General features: G+C 75.5%; 15 protein-coding genes and 1 riboswitch. Of the genes, 4 read left to right on the plus strand and 11 right to left on the minus strand.

Going from position 1 to position 19,794, the window contains the following annotated elements; genetic code table 11:
• Positions 1 to 43: 43 nt before the first annotated feature.
• Positions 44 to 772, plus strand: a complete 729-nt coding sequence (locus ACIQVT_RS33310; protein WP_403762971.1) for a ZIP family metal transporter — start codon at positions 44 to 46, stop codon at positions 770 to 772.
• 14 nt (positions 773 to 786) lie between these two features.
• Here ACIQVT_RS33310 and cobI read toward each other — a convergent pair whose 3' ends face one another.
• From cobI to ACIQVT_RS33360, 10 genes are all read right to left on the minus strand, one after another.
• The gene (gene cobI / locus ACIQVT_RS33315; protein WP_403762975.1) at positions 787 to 1,518 is read right to left on the minus strand and encodes a precorrin-2 C(20)-methyltransferase; all 732 of its coding nucleotides are present in this window, start codon (positions 1,516 to 1,518) and stop codon (positions 787 to 789) included.
• Positions 1,515 to 2,861 carry a cobyrinate a,c-diamide synthase gene (locus ACIQVT_RS33320; RefSeq protein ID WP_403763144.1) on the minus strand — a complete coding sequence of 449 codons (1,347 nt, stop codon included), beginning with the start codon at positions 2,859 to 2,861 and terminating at the stop codon, positions 1,515 to 1,517. The genes cobI and ACIQVT_RS33320 overlap by 4 nt, the downstream gene beginning before the upstream one ends.
• 8 nt (positions 2,862 to 2,869) lie before the next feature.
• The gene (cobO, locus tag ACIQVT_RS33325) at positions 2,870 to 3,469 is read right to left on the minus strand and encodes a cob(I)yrinic acid a,c-diamide adenosyltransferase (protein ID WP_403762978.1); all 600 of its coding nucleotides are present in this window, start codon (positions 3,467 to 3,469) and stop codon (positions 2,870 to 2,872) included.
• Entirely contained in the window at positions 3,469 to 5,508 is a 2,040-nt protein-coding gene (locus ACIQVT_RS33330) for a putative cobaltochelatase (RefSeq protein WP_403762981.1), read from the minus strand. Before ACIQVT_RS33330 ends, cobO begins: the two co-directional genes overlap by 1 nt.
• Positions 5,505 to 9,155 carry a cobaltochelatase subunit CobN gene (gene cobN, locus ACIQVT_RS33335; RefSeq protein ID WP_403762984.1) on the minus strand — a complete coding sequence of 1,217 codons (3,651 nt, stop codon included), beginning with the start codon at positions 9,153 to 9,155 and terminating at the stop codon, positions 5,505 to 5,507. The genes ACIQVT_RS33330 and cobN overlap by 4 nt, the downstream gene beginning before the upstream one ends.
• Positions 9,152 to 10,660: a cobyric acid synthase gene (locus ACIQVT_RS33340; RefSeq protein ID WP_403762987.1), complete on the minus strand. Its 1,509-nt coding sequence runs from the start codon at positions 10,658 to 10,660 to the stop codon at positions 9,152 to 9,154. The genes cobN and ACIQVT_RS33340 overlap by 4 nt, the downstream gene beginning before the upstream one ends.
• Positions 10,657 to 11,601, minus strand: coding sequence for a cobalamin biosynthesis protein (locus ACIQVT_RS33345; RefSeq protein ID WP_403762990.1), 945 nt, complete (start codon positions 11,599 to 11,601; stop codon positions 10,657 to 10,659). Before ACIQVT_RS33345 ends, ACIQVT_RS33340 begins: the two co-directional genes overlap by 4 nt.
• 112 nt (positions 11,602 to 11,713) lie before the next feature.
• Positions 11,714 to 11,856: riboswitch (cobalamin riboswitch) on the minus strand.
• A gap of 135 nt (positions 11,857 to 11,991) precedes the next feature.
• Positions 11,992 to 12,219, minus strand: a complete 228-nt coding sequence (locus ACIQVT_RS33350) for a hypothetical protein (RefSeq protein ID WP_403762992.1) — start codon at positions 12,217 to 12,219, stop codon at positions 11,992 to 11,994.
• A 35-nt stretch (positions 12,220 to 12,254) separates the two neighbouring features.
• Entirely contained in the window at positions 12,255 to 13,532 is a 1,278-nt protein-coding gene (locus ACIQVT_RS33355; protein WP_403762996.1) for an anion permease, read from the minus strand.
• A 143-nt stretch (positions 13,533 to 13,675) separates the two neighbouring features.
• The gene (locus ACIQVT_RS33360; protein ID WP_403762999.1) at positions 13,676 to 14,533 is read right to left on the minus strand and encodes a lysozyme; all 858 of its coding nucleotides are present in this window, start codon (positions 14,531 to 14,533) and stop codon (positions 13,676 to 13,678) included.
• A 276-nt stretch (positions 14,534 to 14,809) separates the two neighbouring features.
• On the opposite strand from ACIQVT_RS33360, the gene ACIQVT_RS33365 reads away from it, so the two are divergent.
• From ACIQVT_RS33365 to ACIQVT_RS33375, 3 genes are all read left to right on the plus strand, one after another.
• On the plus strand, positions 14,810 to 15,601 hold the full coding sequence (locus ACIQVT_RS33365) for a class II aldolase/adducin family protein (RefSeq protein ID WP_403763002.1): 792 nt from the start codon (positions 14,810 to 14,812) through the stop codon (positions 15,599 to 15,601).
• Between the two features lie 166 nt (positions 15,602 to 15,767).
• Positions 15,768 to 16,895 (plus strand): alpha/beta hydrolase, encoded by a 1,128-nt coding sequence (locus tag ACIQVT_RS33370; protein WP_403763005.1) that lies wholly within the window; start codon positions 15,768 to 15,770, stop codon positions 16,893 to 16,895.
• A 172-nt stretch (positions 16,896 to 17,067) separates the two neighbouring features.
• A complete protein-coding gene (locus ACIQVT_RS33375) occupies positions 17,068 to 18,486 on the plus strand; it encodes a hypothetical protein (RefSeq protein ID WP_403763008.1) in 1,419 nt (472 codons plus the stop codon).
• A gap of 16 nt (positions 18,487 to 18,502) precedes the next feature.
• Here ACIQVT_RS33375 and ACIQVT_RS33380 read toward each other — a convergent pair whose 3' ends face one another.
• On the minus strand, positions 18,503 to 18,916 hold the full coding sequence (locus ACIQVT_RS33380; RefSeq protein ID WP_403763011.1) for a VOC family protein: 414 nt from the start codon (positions 18,914 to 18,916) through the stop codon (positions 18,503 to 18,505).
• Positions 18,917 to 19,794: the final 878 nt, after the last annotated feature.

A 19,794-nucleotide genomic window follows, 5' to 3' on the forward strand; every position in this document is an offset into this window, starting at 1 on the left:
GCCGGACGTGCGTGAGGGCCGGTGCATCGGATACGAAGGGCCTATGGCGGTCCTCGTCGCGCTCGGCGCGTTCCTGATGACGCTGGCCGGCGGCTGGACGGCACAGCGCGTGACCGACCGCCGCCACCTGGTCCTGGGCCTGGCCGGCGGGCTGATGCTCGGCGTGGTCGGCCTGGACCTGCTGCCGGAGGCGCTGCGCGCGGCCGGCCACGAGGTCGGCGGCGTGCCCGCCGCGCTGCTGCTGTTCGTGACCGGCTTCCTGCTGGCCCATCTGGTGGAACGCACCCTGGCCGCCCGCCAGGCGGCGCACGGGGGCGGCGAACACGGCCACCGGACGCCCGAGGTGGGGCTGGCGGCGGCCGGCGCGATGGTGGGTCACAGCTTCATGGACGGCGTGGCCATCGGCGCGGCCTTCCAGGTCGGCGGCGGCATGGTCGCCTCCGTCGCGCTCGCCGTGATCGCCCACGACTTCGCCGACGGCTTCAACACCTTCACCCTGACCAGCCTGTACGGCAACGCGCGCCGCCGGGCCGTCGGCATGCTCGTGGCGGATGCCTGCGCACCCGTGCTGGGCGCGCTGTCGACCGCCTTCGTGCACATCCCCGCCCCGGCGCTCGGCGGCTATCTCGGCCTCTTCGGCGGCGTGCTGCTCTACCTCGCCGCCGCCGAGATCCTCCCCGAGGCCCACCACGAGCACCCGGCCCGCTCCACCCTGCTGTGCACGGTGTCCGGTGTCCTGTTCGTCTGGCTGGTGGTCGGCCTGTCCGGCTGACCGCGCGGGCGAGGTCACAGCTTCCCGCCCCGGCCGCCGTCCCGCCGCGGCGGCGCGATCAGCGTCGACAGGTACGGCAGCGGCGCCCCGTCCAGCTCGGCGGCCGGCCGCACCGACTCCTCCGGCAGCCCCAGCGCCGACCCCCACACCGCGTCCCCGAGCCGGCCGGTCTCCGCGAGCGCCTCGGCGACCTCGGCGGCCTGCCGCCCGAACTTGTACGCCACCACCGTGCCCGGCCCGGCCAGCGCCTCCTTCAGCACGGCGGACCCGGCGGTGACCGGGACGAGGGTGAGCGGCTCGGTGCCCTCCGTCAGCACGGCACCGGACCGTGCCGCGAGGTCCTGCATGGCGGTGATCCCGGGCACCGTCTCCACGGCGAGCCCCGGGACCAGCTCCGCGACGGTCTGCGCGAGGTATGTGAACGTCGAGTACACGTTCGGGTCGCCGATCGTGGCGAACGCCACCGACCCGTGCCGCCGCAGCAGCTCGGCGACCCGGCCGCCGGCCGCGTCCCAGGCCGCCTCCCGCCGCGCCCGGTCGGTCCGCTCGTTCAGCGCGAACACCACCCGGACGACCCTCTCCGCGGGCACGTAGTGCAGCACGGTGGCCTCCGCCCGGCCCCGCTCGCCGCTGTCCATGACCGGTACGACGACGATCCGGGCCGCCCGCAGGGCGTTGACCCCCTTGACGGTCACCAGCTCCGGATCACCGGGACCCACCCCGACTCCGACCAGCCTGCTGCTCATGACGTCCGGCACCTCTCCACGAACCGACGGGCGACACCGGGCTCGGACGCCCAGTGCGTGTGCAGGTAACTCGCGTGCACGCCCCGCTGTACAAATCCCTCGACCCGCCGGGCGGGGGCCCGCAGCCCCCAGGCGGGGGCGGCGCCGGCGCCCGGCTCGACGACGGTGCGGTGGAACTCGTGGCCCCGCATCCGCGTCCCCGCCGCCGCCAGCACGCTGTCGCCGACGGCAACGGCGTCCCGGTAGCCGAGGGTGAGCCGCTCGCTCATCCGCGCGGTGGCGTCCAGCACCCCGCACATCGGCCGCCCGTCCAGTTCCCGGCACAGGTAGAGCAGTCCGGCGCACTCGGCGGCCACGGGGGCGCCGGAGCGCGCGAGGTCCGCGACGGCCGCCCGCAGCGGCTCGTTGGCGGACAGCTCGGCGGCGTACACCTCGGGGAAGCCGCCGCCGACGACCAGTCCGGCGGTGCCCTCGGGCAGTCGCTCGTCCCGCAGCGGGTCGAGGGTGACGACCTCGGCGCCGGCGGCGGTGAGCAGCTCGGTGTGCTCGGCGTAGGAGAAGGTGAACGCGGGGCCGCCGGCGACGGCGACCACGGGCCTCGGCCCGCGGGCCGGCTCGGGAGCGGGGTCCCAGGCGGCACAGCCCGCCGGGAGCGGGCCCGCCGAACGTGCCAGCTCCGCCAGGGCGGCCAGGTCGCAGCCCAGGGCCACCTGCGCCGCCATGGCGGCCACGGCGTCGACCGCCGCGGGACCCCGCTCGGCGACCGGCACCAGCCCCAGGTGCCGCGACGGCGTCTCCACCGGGGCCGCCCGCCGCAGCACGCCGAGGACCGGTACCCCCGACGCCTCCAGCGCCTCGCGCAGCAGCGACTCGTGCCGGTCGGAGCCCACCTTGTTCAGGATGACGCCGCCGATCCGCACGCCCGGGTCCCAGGACGCGAACCCGTGCACCAGCGCCGCCACCGACCGCGACTGCGACGACGCGTCCACGACGAGCACGACCGGCGCGCGCAGCAGCTTGGCGATCTGGGCGGTGGAGGCGAGTTCACCCTCACCGGCGGCCCCGTCGAACAGCCCCATGACGCCCTCGACGACCGCGAGGTCGCACCCGCGTGCGCCGTGCAGGAACAGCGGGGCGACCAGCTCGGGCCCGCACAGGTACGCGTCCAGGTTGCGACCGGGCCGCCCGGTGGCGAGCGCGTGGTAGCCGGGGTCGATGTAGTCCGGCCCGACCTTGTGCGGGGACACGGCGAGCCCCCGCGCGGCGAACGCGGCCATCAGTCCCGTGGCGACGGTGGTCTTGCCGCTGCCCGAGCAGGGCGCGGCGACGACCAGCCGGGGCATCGGCTCACTCACCACTCGATGCCCTTCTGGCCCTTCTGGCCGGCGTCCATGGGGTGCTTGACCTTGGACATGTCGGTGACGAGGTCGGCGACGTCGAGCAGCCTCCCCGGCGCGTTCCGCCCGGTGATCACCACGTGCTGGGTGCCCGGGCGGGTGCGCAGCACCTCCACCACCTCGTCGGTGTCGACCCAGCCCCAGTGCATCGGGTACGCGAACTCGTCGAGCACGTACAGCCGGTACGTCTCGGCGGCCAGGTCCCGCTTGACCTGCTCCCAGCCCTCGCGGGCCTTCTCCTCGTTGTCCATCTGCGCGTCGCGCTGCACCCAGGACCAGCCCTCGCCCATCTTGTGCCAGTCGACGGTGCCGCCCTCGCCGGAGGCACCGAGCACCCGCAGCGCGTTTTCCTCGCCGACCTTCCACTTGGCGGACTTGACGAACTGGAACACTCCGATGGGCCACCCCTGGTTCCAGGCGCGTAGCGCCAGTCCGAACGCGGCGGTGGACTTGCCCTTGCCGACGCCCGTGTGCACGACGACCAGCGGCCGGTTCCTGCGCTGACGGGTCGTCAGACCGTCGTCCGGTACGACACTCGGCTGTCCCTGCGGCACTACGCGGCCCTCCTCGTCGTTCCCTGCACGTCCCTGACCAGACCGGCGATCGAGTCGGCCCGCAGCTCCTCCAGCGTGACGGCCGTACCGTCCAGCTCCCCGGCCAGCCGGCCGGCGAGCCCGAGCCGCACCGGCCCCGACTCGCAGTCCACGACCACCGAGGCGGTCCCGTCGGCCGCGAACAGCCGTGCCGCCCGCTCCGCGAGCGCCACCGGCTCCGCCCCGCCCGTCGCCCGCCCGTCGGTCACCACCACGACCAGCGCCCGCCGCGCGGCGTCCCGCAGCCGTTCCACCCGCAGCACCTCGCGCGCCTTCAGCAGTCCGGCGGCGAGCGGGGTGCGGCCGCCGGTCGGCAGCGACTCCAGCCGCGCCGCGGCGGCGTCCACCGACGACGTCGGCGGCAGCGCCACCTCCGCCCCGGAACCCCGGAAGGTCACCAGCCCCACCTTGTCCCGCCGCTGGTAGGCGTCGAGCAGCAGCGACAGGACAGCGCCCTTGACGGCGCCCATCCGCTGCCGTGCCGCCATCGACCCCGAGGCGTCCACCACGAACAGCACGAGGTTGCCCTCGCGGCCCTCGCGGGTCGCCTGCCGCAGATCGTCCCGGCGCACGACCAGGCCGGGACCCGACCGGCCGCGGGCCCGCTGGTGCGGGGCGGCGGCCTGCACGGTCGCGGCCAGGTGCAGCCTGGTCAGCGTGGTGCGCGGCCGGCGGGACCCGGTGGTCCGGCCGTGCTCGGTCCGCGCCCGCGAGCGCCGCCCGGCGGCACCCTCACCGATCCCGGGCACGCTCAGCACCTTGGCCCGGAAGGGGGCCGCGGCGGGCGCCGGGGCCCGCTCGCCCGGCCCGGCACCGGACGGCCGCGGCTCCCCGCCGTCGGCGTCCTCCGGCCGCGCGGCGCTCTCCTCGCCGGGCGGACCGGCGTCCGGCTCCGGCTGCCCGCCGCCCCCGCCGGGGCCACCGGGGCCGGGGTCGTCGTCCCCGTCACCCTCGCCGCCGTCGCCGCCGTCCGGCGCGTTCCCGTCGTTCCCGGCGAACTGCTCCAGCGTCTCGTCCAGCTTGTCCTCGTCGAGGCCCGGCGCGTCGAACGGGTTGCGCCGGCGCCGGTGCGGCAGCGCCAGCAGCGCCGCCTGCCGCACGTCCTCGGCGAGCACGTCGGTCCGCCCGGCCCACGCGGCCAGCGCGGTCGCCGTACGGGCCATCACGATGTCGGCGCGCATGCCGTCCACCTCGAAGGCCGCGCAGGTCGCCGCGATCTGCCGCAGCGCCCCGTCACCCAGCCGCACCCGCGGCAGCAGCTCCCGCGCCGCGACGACCCGCTCCCGCACGGAGGCCTCCTCGCCGGCCCAGCGCGCGGCGAACCCCGCGGGGTCGTCGTCGTAGGCCAGCCGGCGCCGCACGACCTCCACCCGCTGGTCGGGCTCCCGGGAGGCGGCGACCTCCACGGTCAGCCCGAACCGGTCCAGCAGCTGCGGCCGCAGCTCGCCCTCCTCGGGGTTCATCGTCCCGACGAGCAGGAAGCGGGCCGCGTGCCGCACCGACACGCCCTCGCGCTCCACGTAGGAGGCGCCCATCGCCGCCGCGTCCAGCAGCAGGTCGACCAGATGGTCGTGGAGGAGGTTGACCTCGTCGACGTACAGGATCCCGCGGTGGGCGTCGGCCAGCAGACCCGGCTCGAAGGTCTTGACGCCCTCCGCGAGGGCCCGCTCGATGTCCAGGGCGCCGACGAGCCGGTCCTCCGAGGCACCGACGGGCAGTTCGACCATCCGCGCGGGGCGCGCGGTGCCGGGACCGGCCTCGTGCGGGCCGTCCGGGCAGGACGGGTCCGGCGCCGCCGGGTCGCACGAGAACCGGCAGCCGGGCACCACGGCCACCTCGGGCAGCAGCGCCGACAGCGCCCGCACCGCCGTGGACTTCGCGGTGCCCTTCTCGCCGCGCACCAGCACACCGCCGACCGCCGGCGAGACGGCGTTCAGCAGCAGCGCAAGCCGCAGGTCGTCCTGGCCGACTACGGCCGTGAAAGGGAACGGGGTGGTCACTGGTCGTCCTCCAAGTCGCCTTCCAGCTCCAGGTAGGTGGCGCGCAGCCGCTCCAGCGTCTCCGCGTCCGGCTCCGCCCACAGACCGCGGTCCGCCGCCTCCAGCAGCCGCTCGGTGATGCCGCGCAGCGCCCACGGGTTGGACTTCTTCATGAAGTCCCGGTTCTCCGGGTCGAAGACGTACTCGGCGCTCAGCTTCTCGTACATCCAGTCGTCGACCACGCCGGCCGTCGCGTCGTACCCGAAGAGGTAGTCGACGGTCGCCGCCATCTCGAACGCGCCCTTGTAGCCGTGCCGCCGCATCGCCGCCATCCAGCGCGGGTTGACGACCCGCGCGCGGAAGACGCGGTGCGTCTCCTCGCCCAGCGTGCGGGTGCGCACCTGGTCCGGTACGGCGCTGTCACCCACGTAGGCCTCGGGGTTGGCGCCCGTCAGGTGCCGGACCATGGCGACCATGCCGCCGTGGTACTGGAAGTAGTCATCGGCGTCGACGAGGTCGTGCTCGCGGGTGTCGACGTTCTTCGCCGCGACGGCGATCCGCCGGAACGCCGTCTCCATGTCCCCGCGCGCCGCCCGCCCGTCGAGCCCGCGCCCGTAGGCGTAACCGCCCCACACCGCGTACACCTCGGCGAGGTCGGCGTCCGAGCGCCAGTTGCGCGCGTCGATCAGCGGCAGCAGACCGGCGCCGTAGGCCCCCGGCTTGGAGCCGAAGATCCGGGCCGTCGCCCGCCGCCGGTCACCGTGCCCGGCGGTGTCCTCGTCGACGTGCGCCCGCACGTAGTTGGCCTCGGCCGGCTCGTCCAGCTCGGCCACCGTCCGCACCGCGTCGTCGATCAACCCGACGACGTGCGGGAACGCGTCCCGGAAGAAGCCGGAGATGCGCACGGTGACGTCGATGCGCGGGCGGCCCAGCTCGGCCGCCGGGATCACCTCGAAGCCGGTCACGCGGCGCGAGGCGTCGTCCCACACCGGGCGGCAGCCCAGCAGCGCCAGGATCTCGGCGATGTCGTCGCCCTGGGTGCGCATCGCCGAGGTGCCCCACACCGTGAGGCCCACGGACTTCGGGTACGCGCCGGTGTCCTGGAGGTAGCGCTGCACCAGCGAGTCCGCCAGCGACTGGCCGACCTCCCAGCTGAGTCGGGAGGGGATCGCCTTGGGGTCCACCGAGTAGAAGTTCCGGCCGGTCGGCAGCACGTTGACCAGGCCGCGGGTCGGGGAGCCCGAGGGGCCCGCCGGGACGTAACCGCCGTCCAGGGCGTGCAGGATGTGCCCGATCTCGTCGGTCGTGCGGGCCAGGCGCGGCACCACCTCGGTGCACGCGAACTCCAGCACCGTCACCGCCTCCGGCAGCGCGGTGCCCAGCACCTCGCCGACCAGGGGGGCGCACCCGGCGGCGGCCCAGCCGCGCTCCTCCATGCCCTCGGCCAGCCGCCGGCACAGCAGCTCCAGCAGGTCGATCGTGTCCGCGGCGGTCCGGGCCGGGCCGTCGACCAGTTCGGTCAGCTCTGCCGGCACCTTCACCGGGGCGCCCGGCTCGGCCAGCAACTCCTTCTCGTCCAGCCCGAAGTGGGCCGCGAGCGAGGCCCGCAGGCCGGGGATCGCGTTCGCCTGTCCGCCCCACACCTGCGAGGCGCGCAGCACGGCGAGGACCAGGTTCACCCGGGCTCCGTCGACCGGCCCGCCGCCGAGGATGTGCAGCCCGTCGCGGATCTGCACGTCCTTGATCTCGCACAGGTAGCCGTCGATGTGCATGACGAACTCGTCGAACGCGGTGTCGTCCGGCTGCTCGTCCACGTGCAGGTCGTGGTGGAGCTCCGCCGCCTTGACCAGGGTCCAGATCTGGGCGCGGACGGCCGGCGCCTTGGTCGGGTCGAGGTCGGAGACGAGGGCGTACTCGTCGAGCAGTTGCTCCAGCTTGGCCAGGTCGCCGTAGGTGTCGGCGCGGGCCATCGGCGGGACCAGGTGGTCGACGACCGTGGCGTGCCCGCGCCGCTTGGCCTGGGTGCCCTCACCGGGGTCGTTGACGATGAACGGGTAGATCAGCGGCAGTTCGCCGAGGACCGCGTCCGGCGCGCAGCCGGCGCTGAGCCCGAGACCCTTGCCCGGCAGCCACTCCATCGTGCCGTGCTTGCCCATGTGCACGACCGCGTCGGCGCCGAAGCCGTGCTCCAGCCACCGGTAGGCCGCCATGTAGTGGTGGGACGGCGGCATGTCGGGGTCGTGGTAGATCGCGATCGGGTTCTCGCCGAAGCCGCGCGGCGGCTGGATCATCACGACGACGTTGCCGAACCGCAGCGACGCCAGCACGATGTCGTCGCCGTCCACGTACAGGTTGCCCGGCGGCTCGCCCCACGCCTCGGTCATCGCCGCCCGCAGCTCCGGGTCCAGTGTCTCGAACCACGCCCGGTAGTCGGCCAGCGGCACCCGGGCGGGCGCGGCGGCCAGCTGCTCCTCCGTCAGCCACTCCACGTCGTGGCCGCCGGCCTCGATCAGCCGGTGGATCAGCTCGTCACCGCCGGCCGGGTACTCGGTCAGGGAGTAGCCGGCGTCCCGCAGCGCGTCCAGCACCCGCACCGCCGACGCGGGCGTGTCCAGGCCCACCGCGTTGCCGACCCGGGAGTGCTTGGTCGGGTACGCGGTGAAGACCAGGGCGACCTTCTTCTCGGCGTTCGGCTTGTGCTTCAGCCGGGCGTGGCGCAGGGCGATCCCGGCGACCCGCGCGGCCCGCTCGGGGTCGGCCACGTACACCGGTACGTCGTCGGGCCCCTGCTCCTTGAAGGAGAACGGGACGGTGACGAGGCGGCCGTCGAACTCGGGGATGGCGACCTGCATCGCCGCGTCCATGGGGGACAGGGCCGCGTCGGACTCCTCCCACGCGGCCCGCGAGGAGGTCAGGCACAGACCCTGGAGGACGGGCACGTCGAGGTCGGCGAGGGCGCCGATGTCCCAGGACTCCTCGTCGCCGCCCGCCGAGGCCTGCGAGGCGTGCGTGCCGCCGGCCGCCAGGACGGTCGCCACCAGCACGTCGGCCCGCTCCAGCAGCCGGTACAGCCCGGGGTCCGCGCCGCGCAGCGAACCGCAGTACACGGGGAGGGCGTTGGCGCCCCGCGCCTCGACCGCGTCGCACAGCGTGTCCACGAAGGCCGTGTTGCCGCTCAGTTCGTGCGCCCGGTAGAACAGCACGCCGACGGTCGGGCGGCCGGCCACCACCGGGCGGTCGCCGTGCACGCCGTACTCCGGCATGCTCCGCGGCCCCTCGAAGCCCTCACCGGTCAGCAGCACGGTGTCCGACAGGAACCGGGACAGCTCCAGCAGGTTTTCCGGCCCGCCCTCGACCAGGTACTTCAGGGCCTCGGCGACCACCCCGGCCGGCACGGAAGACTCGGCCATCAGCTCGGCGTCCGGGACGGACTCCCCGCCCAGCAGCACGGTCGGGACGCCGGACGCCCGCAGCACGGCCAGCCCGTCCTCCCAGGCGCGCTTGCCGCCCAGCAGCCGTACGACGGCGATGTCCGCGCCCTCGACCAGGGCCGGCAGTTCCCCGGCGACGTCGACCCGGGTGGGGTTGCCGATGCGGTAGCCGGCGCCACAGGCCCGGGCCGCCAGCAGATCCGTGTCGGCGGTCGACAACAACAACACTGTGCTCATGCGGGCGCTCCCGGTGGGATGAAAGGCAGTCCTTGCGGCGCGCCCGACTCGATGAGCCGCCAAAGCGCGTCGGTGTCCGCGTGCTGTTCGATCAGGTCGCCGAGCCGGTCGAGCTGCTCCTCGCGCAGCGCGGCGAAGGAGGTGTCCGGCGCGGGCACGAAACGGCGGCCCGCGGCGGCGGCCACCTCCCGCAGGAAAGCCCGCCGGAAGCCGTCCGACTCCAGCGAGCCGTGCCAGTGGGTGCCCCACACCCGGCCGGCCCGGCAGCCGTCCAGGAAGGGCTCCCCGCCGGTGACGTCGGCGACCCCGTGATGGATCTCGTACCCCTCGACCCGCTCGCCGAGGGCCCGGCCGACGGGCCGGGTCAGGGTCTTCTCGCGGGCGAAGCGGACCCGGACGGGGAGCAGACCCAGCCCGGGGACGTGTCCGGCGCGGGACTCGACCTCGTCCTCGATGTGCTCGCCGAGGATCTGGAAGCCGCCGCAGATGCCGAGCACGGGCCGCTCCTCGGCGGCCCGCCGCACCAGCGCGTCCGCCAGCCCGCGCTCCCGCAGCCACTGGAGCGCCCGGACGGTGCCGCGCGTGCCCGGGACCACCACGAGGTCGGCGTCGGCCAGTTCCTCCGGGCGGTCCACGAAGCGCACGACGACGCCCGGTTCGGCGGCGAGGGCGTCCACGTCGGTGAAGTTCGACATCAGCGGGACCGCGCAGACGGCGACCCGCAGCACGTCCGCGCCGACCGGGGGCGTCACCGAGGACTCGCGGACGGTGCCGCGCAGCGACACCCGCAGCCCGTCCTCCTCGTCGATGCCGAGGCCGTGTTGGAAGGGCAGGACACCGTACGTCGGCCGTCCGGTGAGCCCGCGCAGCATGTCCAGGCCCGGCTCCAGCAGCGACACGTCGCCGCGGAACTTGTTCACGAGGAACCCGGCGACCAGCCGCTGGTCCTCGGGGGAGAGCAGGGCGACGGTGCCGAAGAAGGACGCGAAGACGCCGCCGCGGTCGATGTCCCCGACCACCAGCACGGGCAGCCCCGCGTTGCGGGCGAGGCCCATGTTGACGATGTCGGTCCGCCGCAGGTTGATCTCGGCCGGGCTGCCCGCCCCTTCACAGATCACCGCGTCATACGTGCCCCGCAGCTCGGCCAGGCAGTCCAGCACCGTGCCCAGCAGCCGCTGCTGCCGGCCCCCGTGGTAGCCGCGGGCGCTCAGCTCCCCGACGGGCTTGCCGAGCAGCACCACCTGGCTGCTCTGCTCGCCGCCCGGCTTGAGCAGCACCGGGTTCATCAGCGCGGTGGGCTCCACGCGGCAGGCCTGCGCCTGCATGGCCTGCGCCCGCCCGATCTCCGCGCCCTCGCGGGTGACGAACGAGTTCAGCGACATGTTCTGCGCCTTGAACGGCGCCACCTTCACGCCCTGGCGGACCAGCCAGCGGCAGATCCCGGCCGTCACGACGCTCTTGCCGGCGTCGGAGGTGGTGCCGGCGACGAGGAGACCCCCGTTCACTTCCCACGTCCCTTCATCAGGCCGCGCGCGGCGAGGGTGGTGCCGAGCGCGAGCAGGCCGACGCGGCGGGAGAGCCGTACGGCCCGGTCGATGTCGCCGACCCGGACCGGCCGTCCGGTGCCGCCGTTGAGCACGGGCCGGTGTTCGACCCGGCCGCCGTAGGAGAGCGTCCCGCCCAGCCGCACGCCGAGGGCGCCCGCGAACGCGGCCTCCACCGGGCCGGCGTTGGGGCTCGGGTGCCGGGAGGCGTCGGCCCGCCAGGCCCGCGCGGCACCCCGCGGATCGGGGCCGGCGAGGGCGGCGAGGACGGCGGTGAGCCGGGCCCCGGGCCAGCCGGCGACGTCGTCGAGGCGGGCGGAGGCCCAGCCGTAGCGCCGGTGGCGGGGCGACCGGTGGCCCACCATGGCGTCCAGGGTGTTGACCGCCCGGAAACCGAGCAGCCCGGGGACGCCGGCCGCGGCGCCCCAGACGAGGGCGCCGACCACGGCGTCGGAGGTGTTCTCGGCGACCGACTCGACCACGGCCCGGGCGATGCCGTCGGCGTCCAGCGCCTGCGGGTCCCGGCCGCACAGGTGGGGCAGCCGGGCCCGGGCCGCCTCCACGTCCCCGGCCTCCAGGGCCCGCCCGACGGCGCGGGCCTCGCGGGCGAGCGAGGTGCCGCCGACGACGGCCCAGGTGGCGGCGGCGGTCAGCGCGGCGGAGACGGCGGGACGGGGGCGCGCGGCGCGTGCGGCCAGTGCTCCCAGCGCGACGGCGCCGCCGGCGCACACGGCGGTGTGCAGGGCACCCCAGCCGCGATGGTCGTGCCACAGGACGCGTTCCACGGCTCCGGCCGCCCGCCCGAACACGGCGACCGGATGCCCGCGGCGCGGGTCGCCGAGGAGCAGGTCACCGAGGAGGCCGGCGGCGGCGCCGTACGCGTATGTGCGATCGGCACCCATCGGCTCAGCCGGCCGTGGGGACGGGTGCGGTCCCGGTACGGGTCCTCGGTCGGGTCCTCGCTGGGCAGCCGAGCATGTCGCTGTAGGTCCTCACTCAGGGTGTCCGCGCCCTGGTTCGACGTGAATCGGCGGTGAGAGTTCCTGGCTCCCGGGGATCACTCCCCGGTGACAGTGGCGGGACCGCGCCGGATTCGCACCGGCTTCCTCTTCTGCCGCCGTAGATGGCCTGGGCAGTCCACCACGTGCCCGGAAGGGCCGTCAACCTGCCGTTGACCTGCGGGGGGAGAGTGTGCCGATCCCCACACCACACGACGCGCGGGCCCGACCGGGGACATGACGGAGGCTCCCCTCCGCGACCGGCGCGGGAGGAGCCTCTCGGGGACGTGCGGGTCAGCCCTTGGCCACGACCAGGTGGATGCCGTACGCCACCGCCGCCGCGCAGGCCGCGAAGCACAGGTAGGCGCCGGTGACGGCGAGGCCGGCGGTGCCGCCCTGCGCCGCGGCCTTCTCGCGCCGGTTCAGGCCCGCGACGCCGAGGGTGAACAGGGTCACCAGGCCCACGGTGGCCACGAGACTCACTCCGAAGACGGAGCCGAGGGCCGCCCAGTCGATCTTCATGGGGATGCTTCCTTCGGTAACCGGGGTGACCGGACTCAGACGGTGGCGGCCGGGGTGACCGGGGTCGCCGGGGGAGCGGGCTCGGCGACGGCGGCCGGTGCGCCGACCTGCTGCGGGAAGGTGAGGTCGAGGTTCAGGTCGATGGCGACCGGGGCCGCCGGGGGCGGGGTGACGGCGGCGATGGCGGTGGTGACCACACCGGCCGGCTCGGCGCTCCCGTGGACCACGTTGGTGTGGTCCACCACCTCGCGGCGGGAGATCTTCCAGATGGCGGCGCTGGAGGCGACCAGGAAGACGGCGACGGCGGCGGTGCCCCAGTCACCGAGGTCGGTGACGGACTCGGCGCCCGCGCCGACCAGCGCGGCGGCCGGGAGGGTGAGCGCCCAGGCGACGAACATGCGGGTCGCGGTGGACCAGCGGACCACGCCGCCCTTGCGGCCGAGGCCCGCGCCCATCACCGAACCGGAGACGACGTGGGTGGTGGAGAGGGAGAAACCGAGGTGGGCGGAGGCCAGGATGGCGGTCGCGGCACTGGTCTGGGCGGCGAAGCCCTGACGCGGCTCCAGCTCGGTCAGGCCCGTGCCCATGGTGCGGATGATGCGCCAGCCGCCGATGTAGGTCCCGAGCGCGATCGCCAGGCCGGCGGAGAGGATCACCCAGGTGGGAGGGTTGGAGCCGGGGGCGATGGAGCCGCCCGCGATCAGGGCGAGGGTGATGATGCCCATCGTCTTCTGGGCGTCGTTGGTGCCGTGGGCCAGGGAGACCAGGCCCGCGGAGGCGATCTGGCCGACGCGGTAGCCCTTGCGGGTGGCCTCGCCGTCGGCGGTGCCGCCGATGCCGTAGGAGAAGCGGGTGGCCAGCAGCGAGGCGAGGCCGGCGACGATCGGCGCGGCGACCGCCGGCAGCAGCACCTTGGTGACCAGCACGTCACCGTGGACGGCGCCGAAGCCGGCCGAGGCGACGGTGGCGCCGACCAGGCCGCCCATCAGGGCGTGCGAGGAGCTGGAGGGCAGGCCCACCAGCCAGGTCAGCAGGTTCCAGAGGATCGCGCCGACCAGCGCGGCGAAGATGACCTCGGGACGGATGCCGCTCTCGTCGACGAGACCCTTGGAGATCGTGTTGGCGACCTCCACGGAGAGGAAGGCGCCCACCAGATTGAGGGCGGCCGACATGGCCACCGCGATCTTGGGCTTCAGGGCGCCGGTGGAGATGGTGGTCGCCATCGCGTTCGCGGTGTCGTGGAAACCGTTCGTGAAATCGAACGCGAGAGCGGTTGCCACCACTATCGCGAGGATCAGCGAGAAGCTTTCCATTTACCCAGGCAATCGTTCGAGGTCGTTGGCGGGTCGAACGTAGGCAACCTGAGTGAACGGAAGATGAACTAGGACCGGCATGAGGGTGACTGTCGTACGGGTTCGAGGTGGTCCCCCGCCCGCCCGTCCCGGGCGCCCCTTGGTTACCGGCCCCGCGCGAACGTCCGCAGCCGGCTCATGGAGCCGTCGAAGAGATTCTGGTCACCCGGCAGCGTCCCGCCGATGGCGTACTGCCAGAACGTCCAGTAGTGCCAGCCGCCCGGCAGCGTGCCCGGCCGCGCGGTGCCGTGCCGGGCGATCCACAGCGGGTTGCCGGCGGCGAAGGCGTGACTGTCGCCGGTGCACAGCCGCCACCACTGGGCCGTGGTGTAGATCACCGGGCGGCGGCCGGTGCGCCGCCGGACCTCGTCGCTGAACGACCGGATCCAGCCGACCATCCGCGCCCTGCCCAGCCCGTAGCACTTGTGCCGGGTGCTGTACGGGTTGTACTCGACGTCCAGCGCCGGCGGCAGCGTCCAGCCGTCCGCCCGCCAGTCGCCGCCGTGGCGCACGAAGTAGGCGGCCTGCCGGGCACCGGAGGAGCGGTCCGGCAGGGCGAAGTGGTACGCGCCCCGCAGCAGGCCCGCCGAGCGGGCACCGCTGTACTGCCCGGAGAAGTAGGGGTTGCGGTACGTGACGGACTCGGTCGCCTTGACGTACACGAACCGCGCGCCCCTCGCCCGGGCGGCGGACCAGTCGACCCGCCTCTGGTGGGACGACACGTCGTGCCCCCGGGGGAGCGTGGTGGCCGATTCCAGCGGGCCGGCCGAGCCCACCAGGCCGACCGGGCCGACCGGCCCGACCGGGCCGACCGGGTCCACCGGGCCGACCGGGTTCGCGGGCCCGGCCGGGTCCGCCGGCCCGGTGGACGCGGTCGCGGTGCCCGCGAGGACGAGGACCGCCGTGGCCGCCGCCGCGAGGGCGCCGGCGCGGCGGCGGACAAGGGCGCGTACAGGGGCCATGCGTCTCTCCGGTGTGACGGACGGCCGGGGCCGCGGGCGGTGGCGAACGTCCGGATCGTCCAGTGGGCAGGAGCGGGCAGGAGCGGGCAGAGGCGGGCAGGAGGGGGCAGAGACGGGCGGAAGGGGGCGGGAGAGACCATTGAAGGGGCGGTGATGGCCGAATCCGCGCCGGCCTCAGGCGTTTCGCGACCGGTTCCGCCCGTTCGGAGGCATGGCTTCCGGACCGAAGTGACCGACCGGCCCGCGGGGCACCGGACCGGCTGGCAGGATCGCCGCATGGCTGAACTGCGGCGGAACCCGGCGGACGCGGACGACACCCGGCGCGACGACGCCGGGCGGGACGACCCCCGGCCGGACGCGACCGGACCGGACGCGACCAGGCAGGGCGCGACCGGGCCGGACACCACCGGGTCGGACGACACCGCGCGGGAACGGGCGCGGCTCTGGGCCGACCTCGTCGCGACGGCACGCCGGACCGTCGCCGACGGGCTCGTGGTCGGCACCTCCGGCAACGTCTCCGCACGCCTCGGGGACCTCGTACTGGTCACCCCGACGGGCGTCCCCTACGACCGGCTCGCCCCCGGTGACCTCACCGGCGTCGACCTCACCGGCCGCCAGGTCCTGGGCACCCTGACACCGACCAGCGAACTGCCCATGCACCTCGCCGTCTACCGCGCCACCGACGCCCGGGCCGTCGTCCACACCCACGCCGTGCACGCCACCGCCGTCTCCACGCTCGTGCCCGCGCTCCCGCCGGTCCACTACATGACGGCCGCCCTCGGCGGCCCCGTCCGGGTCGCCCCCTACGCCCCCTACGGCACCGACGAGCTGGCCGCCCACATGCTCCGCGCCCTCGACGGCCGCTCCGGCTGCCTCCTCCGCAACCACGGCACCGTCACCCACGGCGCCACCCTCGACCAGGCCTACGACCGCACCGCCCAACTGGAGTGGATGTGCCGCCTGTGGCTCACGGCGTCCTCCGTGCCCGGACTGACCCCGACCCTGCTGTCGGAGGCACAACTGGCCGAAGCCGGGGAACGCTTGAAGGGGTACGGCCAACGGAGGTGACCCCTTGCCAGCCAGCCCCGCCCCGCGCACCCCGACCACCGGCACGCCCCGACTCCGCCTGCTCCGGCTCCGCCACGGCCCCCGGGTCCGGGCCGCGCCGGCCCGCAGCTCACCCCGGCCCGCCGCTCCGCTGGCCGGTGGCGCACCCCGCCCCGACACTGGTTCCGTGCGCACCGTCAGAGCCACCGCCACCGCGATCACCGCGGCCGTAGCCGCCGCCGGCCTGTCCGTGGCCGCCGGCCGGCTCGCCAGCGACGCCGCGCTGAAGGCGCCCGCGGGCCGCCCCCTGCCCACCGAGCCCCGCCTCACCGTGCACGGCACCGGCCCCGGCCGGATCACGCTGACCCGTGACCTGGCCGCCCTGCGCCCCGGCATCTACGGCCTCGCCGGCGACGGCAGCCACGCGGTCCTCGGCCCCGTCCTGGGGGCCCCCGGGCACACCGCCGACACCGTCGTACGCCGCCTGGAGCGCGTCACCCACGGCACCTTCGCCCCCGGCGACGCGGTGTGGCTCACCCCCAACCTCTACGTCGGCAACCCGCGCACCGCCCTCGGCATCGACCACACCGACGTCGAGGTGCCCGGCGAACTCGGCGCGCTGCCCGCCTGGTTCGTGCCCGGCCACCGGGACACCTGGGTGATCGCCGTGCACGGCCTGGGCACCACCCGCGAGCAGGTCCTGAACGTCCTGGGCTTCCTGCACGGCCGCAGCCTGCCGGTCCTCGCCCTCGCCTACCGGGGCGACCTGGGCGCCCCACGCCCGCGCGACGGACTGAACCGCCTCGGCGAGAGCGAGTGGCGCGACGTCGACGCGGCCATCCGCTACGCCGTCGACCACGGAGCCCGCCGCGTCGTGCTGCTCGGCTGGTCCACCGGCGCCACCATGGCGCTGCACGCCGCCGGGCACTCCACCGTCCGCGAGCGCGTCGCCGGACTCGTCCTCGACTCACCGGTGCTCAGCTGGCAGGCCACGCTGCGCGCCCTTGCCGCCGCCCGCCACACCCCGCGGCCACTGCTGCCGCTCGCCGTGCGCGCCGCGCAGGGCCGTGCCGGGCTGCACGCCGGGCGGATCACCGAGGACGCCGGAGCGGCCCTGCTCCGCGTCCCCACCCTGCTCGTCCACGGCCCGGACGACCGGGTCGCCCCCTGGCAGTCCTCCCGCCGGCTCGCCCGGCGCCGCGCCGACCTCGTCTCCCTGCACACCGTGCCCGGGGCACCGCACGCGGCGATGTGGAACGCCGACCCCGCGGAGTACGAGGAACGGCTGCGCCGGTTCCTGACCCCGCTGATGTGACGGCCGGCGCCGGGGGATGCCCGGCGCCGGCCCGAACCGTTCCGCTTCAGGCCGCACCACTGGCCGGAACCTCGCTTCCCGAGCGCTCTGTCACGCCGTGCGTTGGCCACCCCCGTAGCCGCCCGTGACATTCCGTTTGGGTTTTCGGACCATCAACCGGAAGACTGCACCCGTGACGTCCCGTATCCCGCGCGACTCCAGGCTCCGCCTCGTCCGACCACGACCCCTGGCCGCCGCCCCCAGAGCTGTGAACCAGCGGCGCCCGCGCCGCGCCGCACCCCGGCCGCCGGAGGGCACACCCGCACCCGCCGAACTGGCCGGAATGGCCCGCGCCGGACTGGCCGGCGCGGTCCGGGTGGCCCGCTGGGCGGACACGGCCCTCGGCCCCGGCCGGGACGGCGCCACCGCCGACGGCAAGTCCACCCTCTCCGAGGCCACCGCGGAACGCGCCGCCGCCGACCTGGGACTGAGCCCCGCTCAGATCCGCGCCGACTGGGACACCGCCCGCCTCGCCGGACTGGTCGAGGTGCACGGCGACGACGCGCGCCCCGGCTGGCGCCTGCGCGCCTGGAACCGTGACGACAGCGCCGTCCTGCGCGGCTGGGTGGCCCTCTTCGACGCCTGGTCGCTGGCCTGCCCGGAGCCCGACGCGCACGAGCCCGCCGCCGTCGCCGAGGTCGTCTCGGCCATGCCCCAGGTGCTCTCCTTCCTCCAGCTGTCCGCCGGGCCCGTCCCGGTCGAGCAGCTGCTCGACCTGCTCCAGCAGCGGGTCACCGAACTGCGCACCGAACGCTGCGAGGTCTCCTACGAGCCCGGCACCGGCCGGCCCGCCGGGCCCGCCGCCCCGGCGGAGCCCGTGCCCGCCCCGGACGCCCCCCTCGCCCCGCTCCTCGACTGGGCGCTGCGGGCCCTCGCCTCCGTCGGCGCCCTCACCTACGGCGCCGGCCAGGCCACCCTCACCCCGCTGGGCAGCTGGGCGGTGTGGGTCAAGCTGGAGCAGATCTGCGTGGCCGCGCAGAGCCCCGCCGGCAACATCGAGCAGTCGGCCGAGGACATGCTCCGCGGCTGCGCCCAGCTCCGCCCCAACGCGGCCCGCGCCGAGTACCGGGCCTGGCTCGCCGCCCGCCCCGTCGGCAGCGCCGTCACCGAGCTGATCCACGCCGCCCGCGGCGACGACGCCCTGCTGCGCGGCCTCGCCTTCGAGGCGCTGCGCGTCGTCGGCGCTCCCGCCGAACCCGACGTACGGTCCGTCGTGGACGAGCCCGCCCTGCGGCCCTACGCCCTGCTCTGGCTCGCCGAGCACGACGGCGTCGACCCGGAGGACGCGCACGAGGTCCTCACCCGCGAGGAGGCCACCTGGCTGTGGGTGGACACCGCCGCGGCCGTCGCCGACCACGGCGAGGCGCCGATGCTGGTCCGGCACCTGGAGTCCGCGGTGCAGCCCACCGTCCCCCAGCTGCTCGACGAGGTCCGCGCCGTCGGCCACCCGCGCACCGTGCAGGTACTGGTCGCGCTCGCCGCCGCCCACCCCGACCCGGCCCTGGCCAAGGCCGTGCGCCGGGCCGCCTTCCAGGTGCACACCGGCAGGTGAGCGGCGCGGTGCCGGGTCAGGCGCCGATCTCGGGGGCGTAAGTGCCGAAGCTCCAGACGTTGCCCTCGGCGTCCCGGGCCAGGTAGTCCCGCGAGCCGTACTCCTGGTCCGTCGGCGGCACGAGGATCTCCACGCCGTGCCGCACGGCCCGCTCGTGGTGGGCGTCCACGTCGTCCACCACGACGTAGACCCCGGCGGGCCCGCCGTCCCCGAGCGCCGTGTCGAACGCGCCGCCGCGACCCCGGGAACCGATCATCACCACACCGTTGCCCTGGACCAGCTCGGCGTGGAGCACGGTGCCGTCCGCCCCCTCGTACACCGACAGCTCGGTGAAGCCCAGGGCCTCCGTCAGCTGCGCGATCGCCGCCCTCGCGTCCGCGTACAGCAGCGTGGGGCAGACACCCGGCCGTGCGCCACCCGTACCCACCATCCCGACCACACCCCTCCACCCACCACACCCTTCCCCCCGAGTGTGACACCCACCACAGACAAACCCCCACCGAGCACCCGACGTACACCCATCACCCAGCCCGACCGACCACACGGCACCGGCACACGCTGGCCAGGCAGCACCGCTCACCCTCGTCCGACGCCCACCCCGGCCCCGCGCCGCACCCCACCCGAGCGGCTCCCGTCCAACCGGCCCCGCAGCTCACCGGCGTCGCCCGTGCTGGGCGGCCCCGGAGCCCGGCATGGGGCCGACGGCAGGCCGCCACCCCGGACACCGGGGAACCGAGCGCACCCGGACGGCCACGGCGCCGACACCGACGCCGTTCGCTGCGGGCACGCGCCCGGGGAGGGCAGCGCACGCCCACCCCGCACCCCACCCGAGCGGCTCCCGTCCAACCGGCCCCGCAGCTCACCGGCGTCGCCCGTGCTGGGCGGCCCCGGAGTCCGCAATTCCGTCGGGCCGTCCGCGGGCCGCACCCCGGACACGGGGGACCGAGCGCACCGCGACGGCCCACGGCGTCGACACCGACGCCGTTCGCGCCAGGCACGCGCGCGGGGCCCTGCCCATCGCGGGGATCCACGCGACGGGAGGCGAGCGCGTGGCTCACCGGCACCAGCGCCCCGTTTCGGTCACCGGCGCCGGGCCCCCGGACGGGGCCGCGCGGCTCCCCGAGACGGCGACGCCCCCTATGCCCCCCGCAGGGGGCCGCAGGCGGGCCCCGGACTCCGGGCGAGTGCACCGCGACGGCCTACCGCGCCGGCACCGGCGCCGTTCGCCGCAGGTACGTGCCGGGAGGTGATCGCGTGGCTCACCGGCACCGGCGCCCGCCTCGGTCACCGGCACCGAGCGGCCCGTGT

Origin of the sequence: Streptomyces sp. NPDC100445 (genome assembly GCF_044759735.1) — a bacterium.
Classification (GTDB): Bacteria; Actinomycetota; Actinomycetes; order Streptomycetales; family Streptomycetaceae; genus Streptomyces.

Coding starts and splice junctions, on each gene's coding strand:
- ACIQVT_RS33320 (WP_403763144.1), bottom strand. CDS start 2,861: ATGCCCCGGCTGGTCGTCGCCGCGCCCTGCTCGGGCAGCGGCAAGACC.
- ACIQVT_RS33345 (WP_403762990.1), bottom strand. CDS start 11,601: ATGGGTGCCGATCGCACATACGCGTACGGCGCCGCCGCCGGCCTCCTC.
- cobI (WP_403762975.1), bottom strand. CDS start 1,518: ATGAGCAGCAGGCTGGTCGGAGTCGGGGTGGGTCCCGGTGATCCGGAG.
- ACIQVT_RS33310 (WP_403762971.1), top strand. CDS start 44: ATGGCGGTCCTCGTCGCGCTCGGCGCGTTCCTGATGACGCTGGCCGGC.
- ACIQVT_RS33380 (WP_403763011.1), bottom strand. CDS start 18,916: ATGGTGGGTACGGGTGGCGCACGGCCGGGTGTCTGCCCCACGCTGCTG.
- ACIQVT_RS33355 (WP_403762996.1), bottom strand. CDS start 13,532: ATGGAAAGCTTCTCGCTGATCCTCGCGATAGTGGTGGCAACCGCTCTC.
- ACIQVT_RS33350 (WP_403762992.1), bottom strand. CDS start 12,219: ATGAAGATCGACTGGGCGGCCCTCGGCTCCGTCTTCGGAGTGAGTCTC.
- cobN (WP_403762984.1), bottom strand. CDS start 9,155: ATGAGCACAGTGTTGTTGTTGTCGACCGCCGACACGGATCTGCTGGCG.
- ACIQVT_RS33365 (WP_403763002.1), top strand. CDS start 14,810: ATGGCTGAACTGCGGCGGAACCCGGCGGACGCGGACGACACCCGGCGC.
- ACIQVT_RS33360 (WP_403762999.1), bottom strand. CDS start 14,533: ATGGCCCCTGTACGCGCCCTTGTCCGCCGCCGCGCCGGCGCCCTCGCG.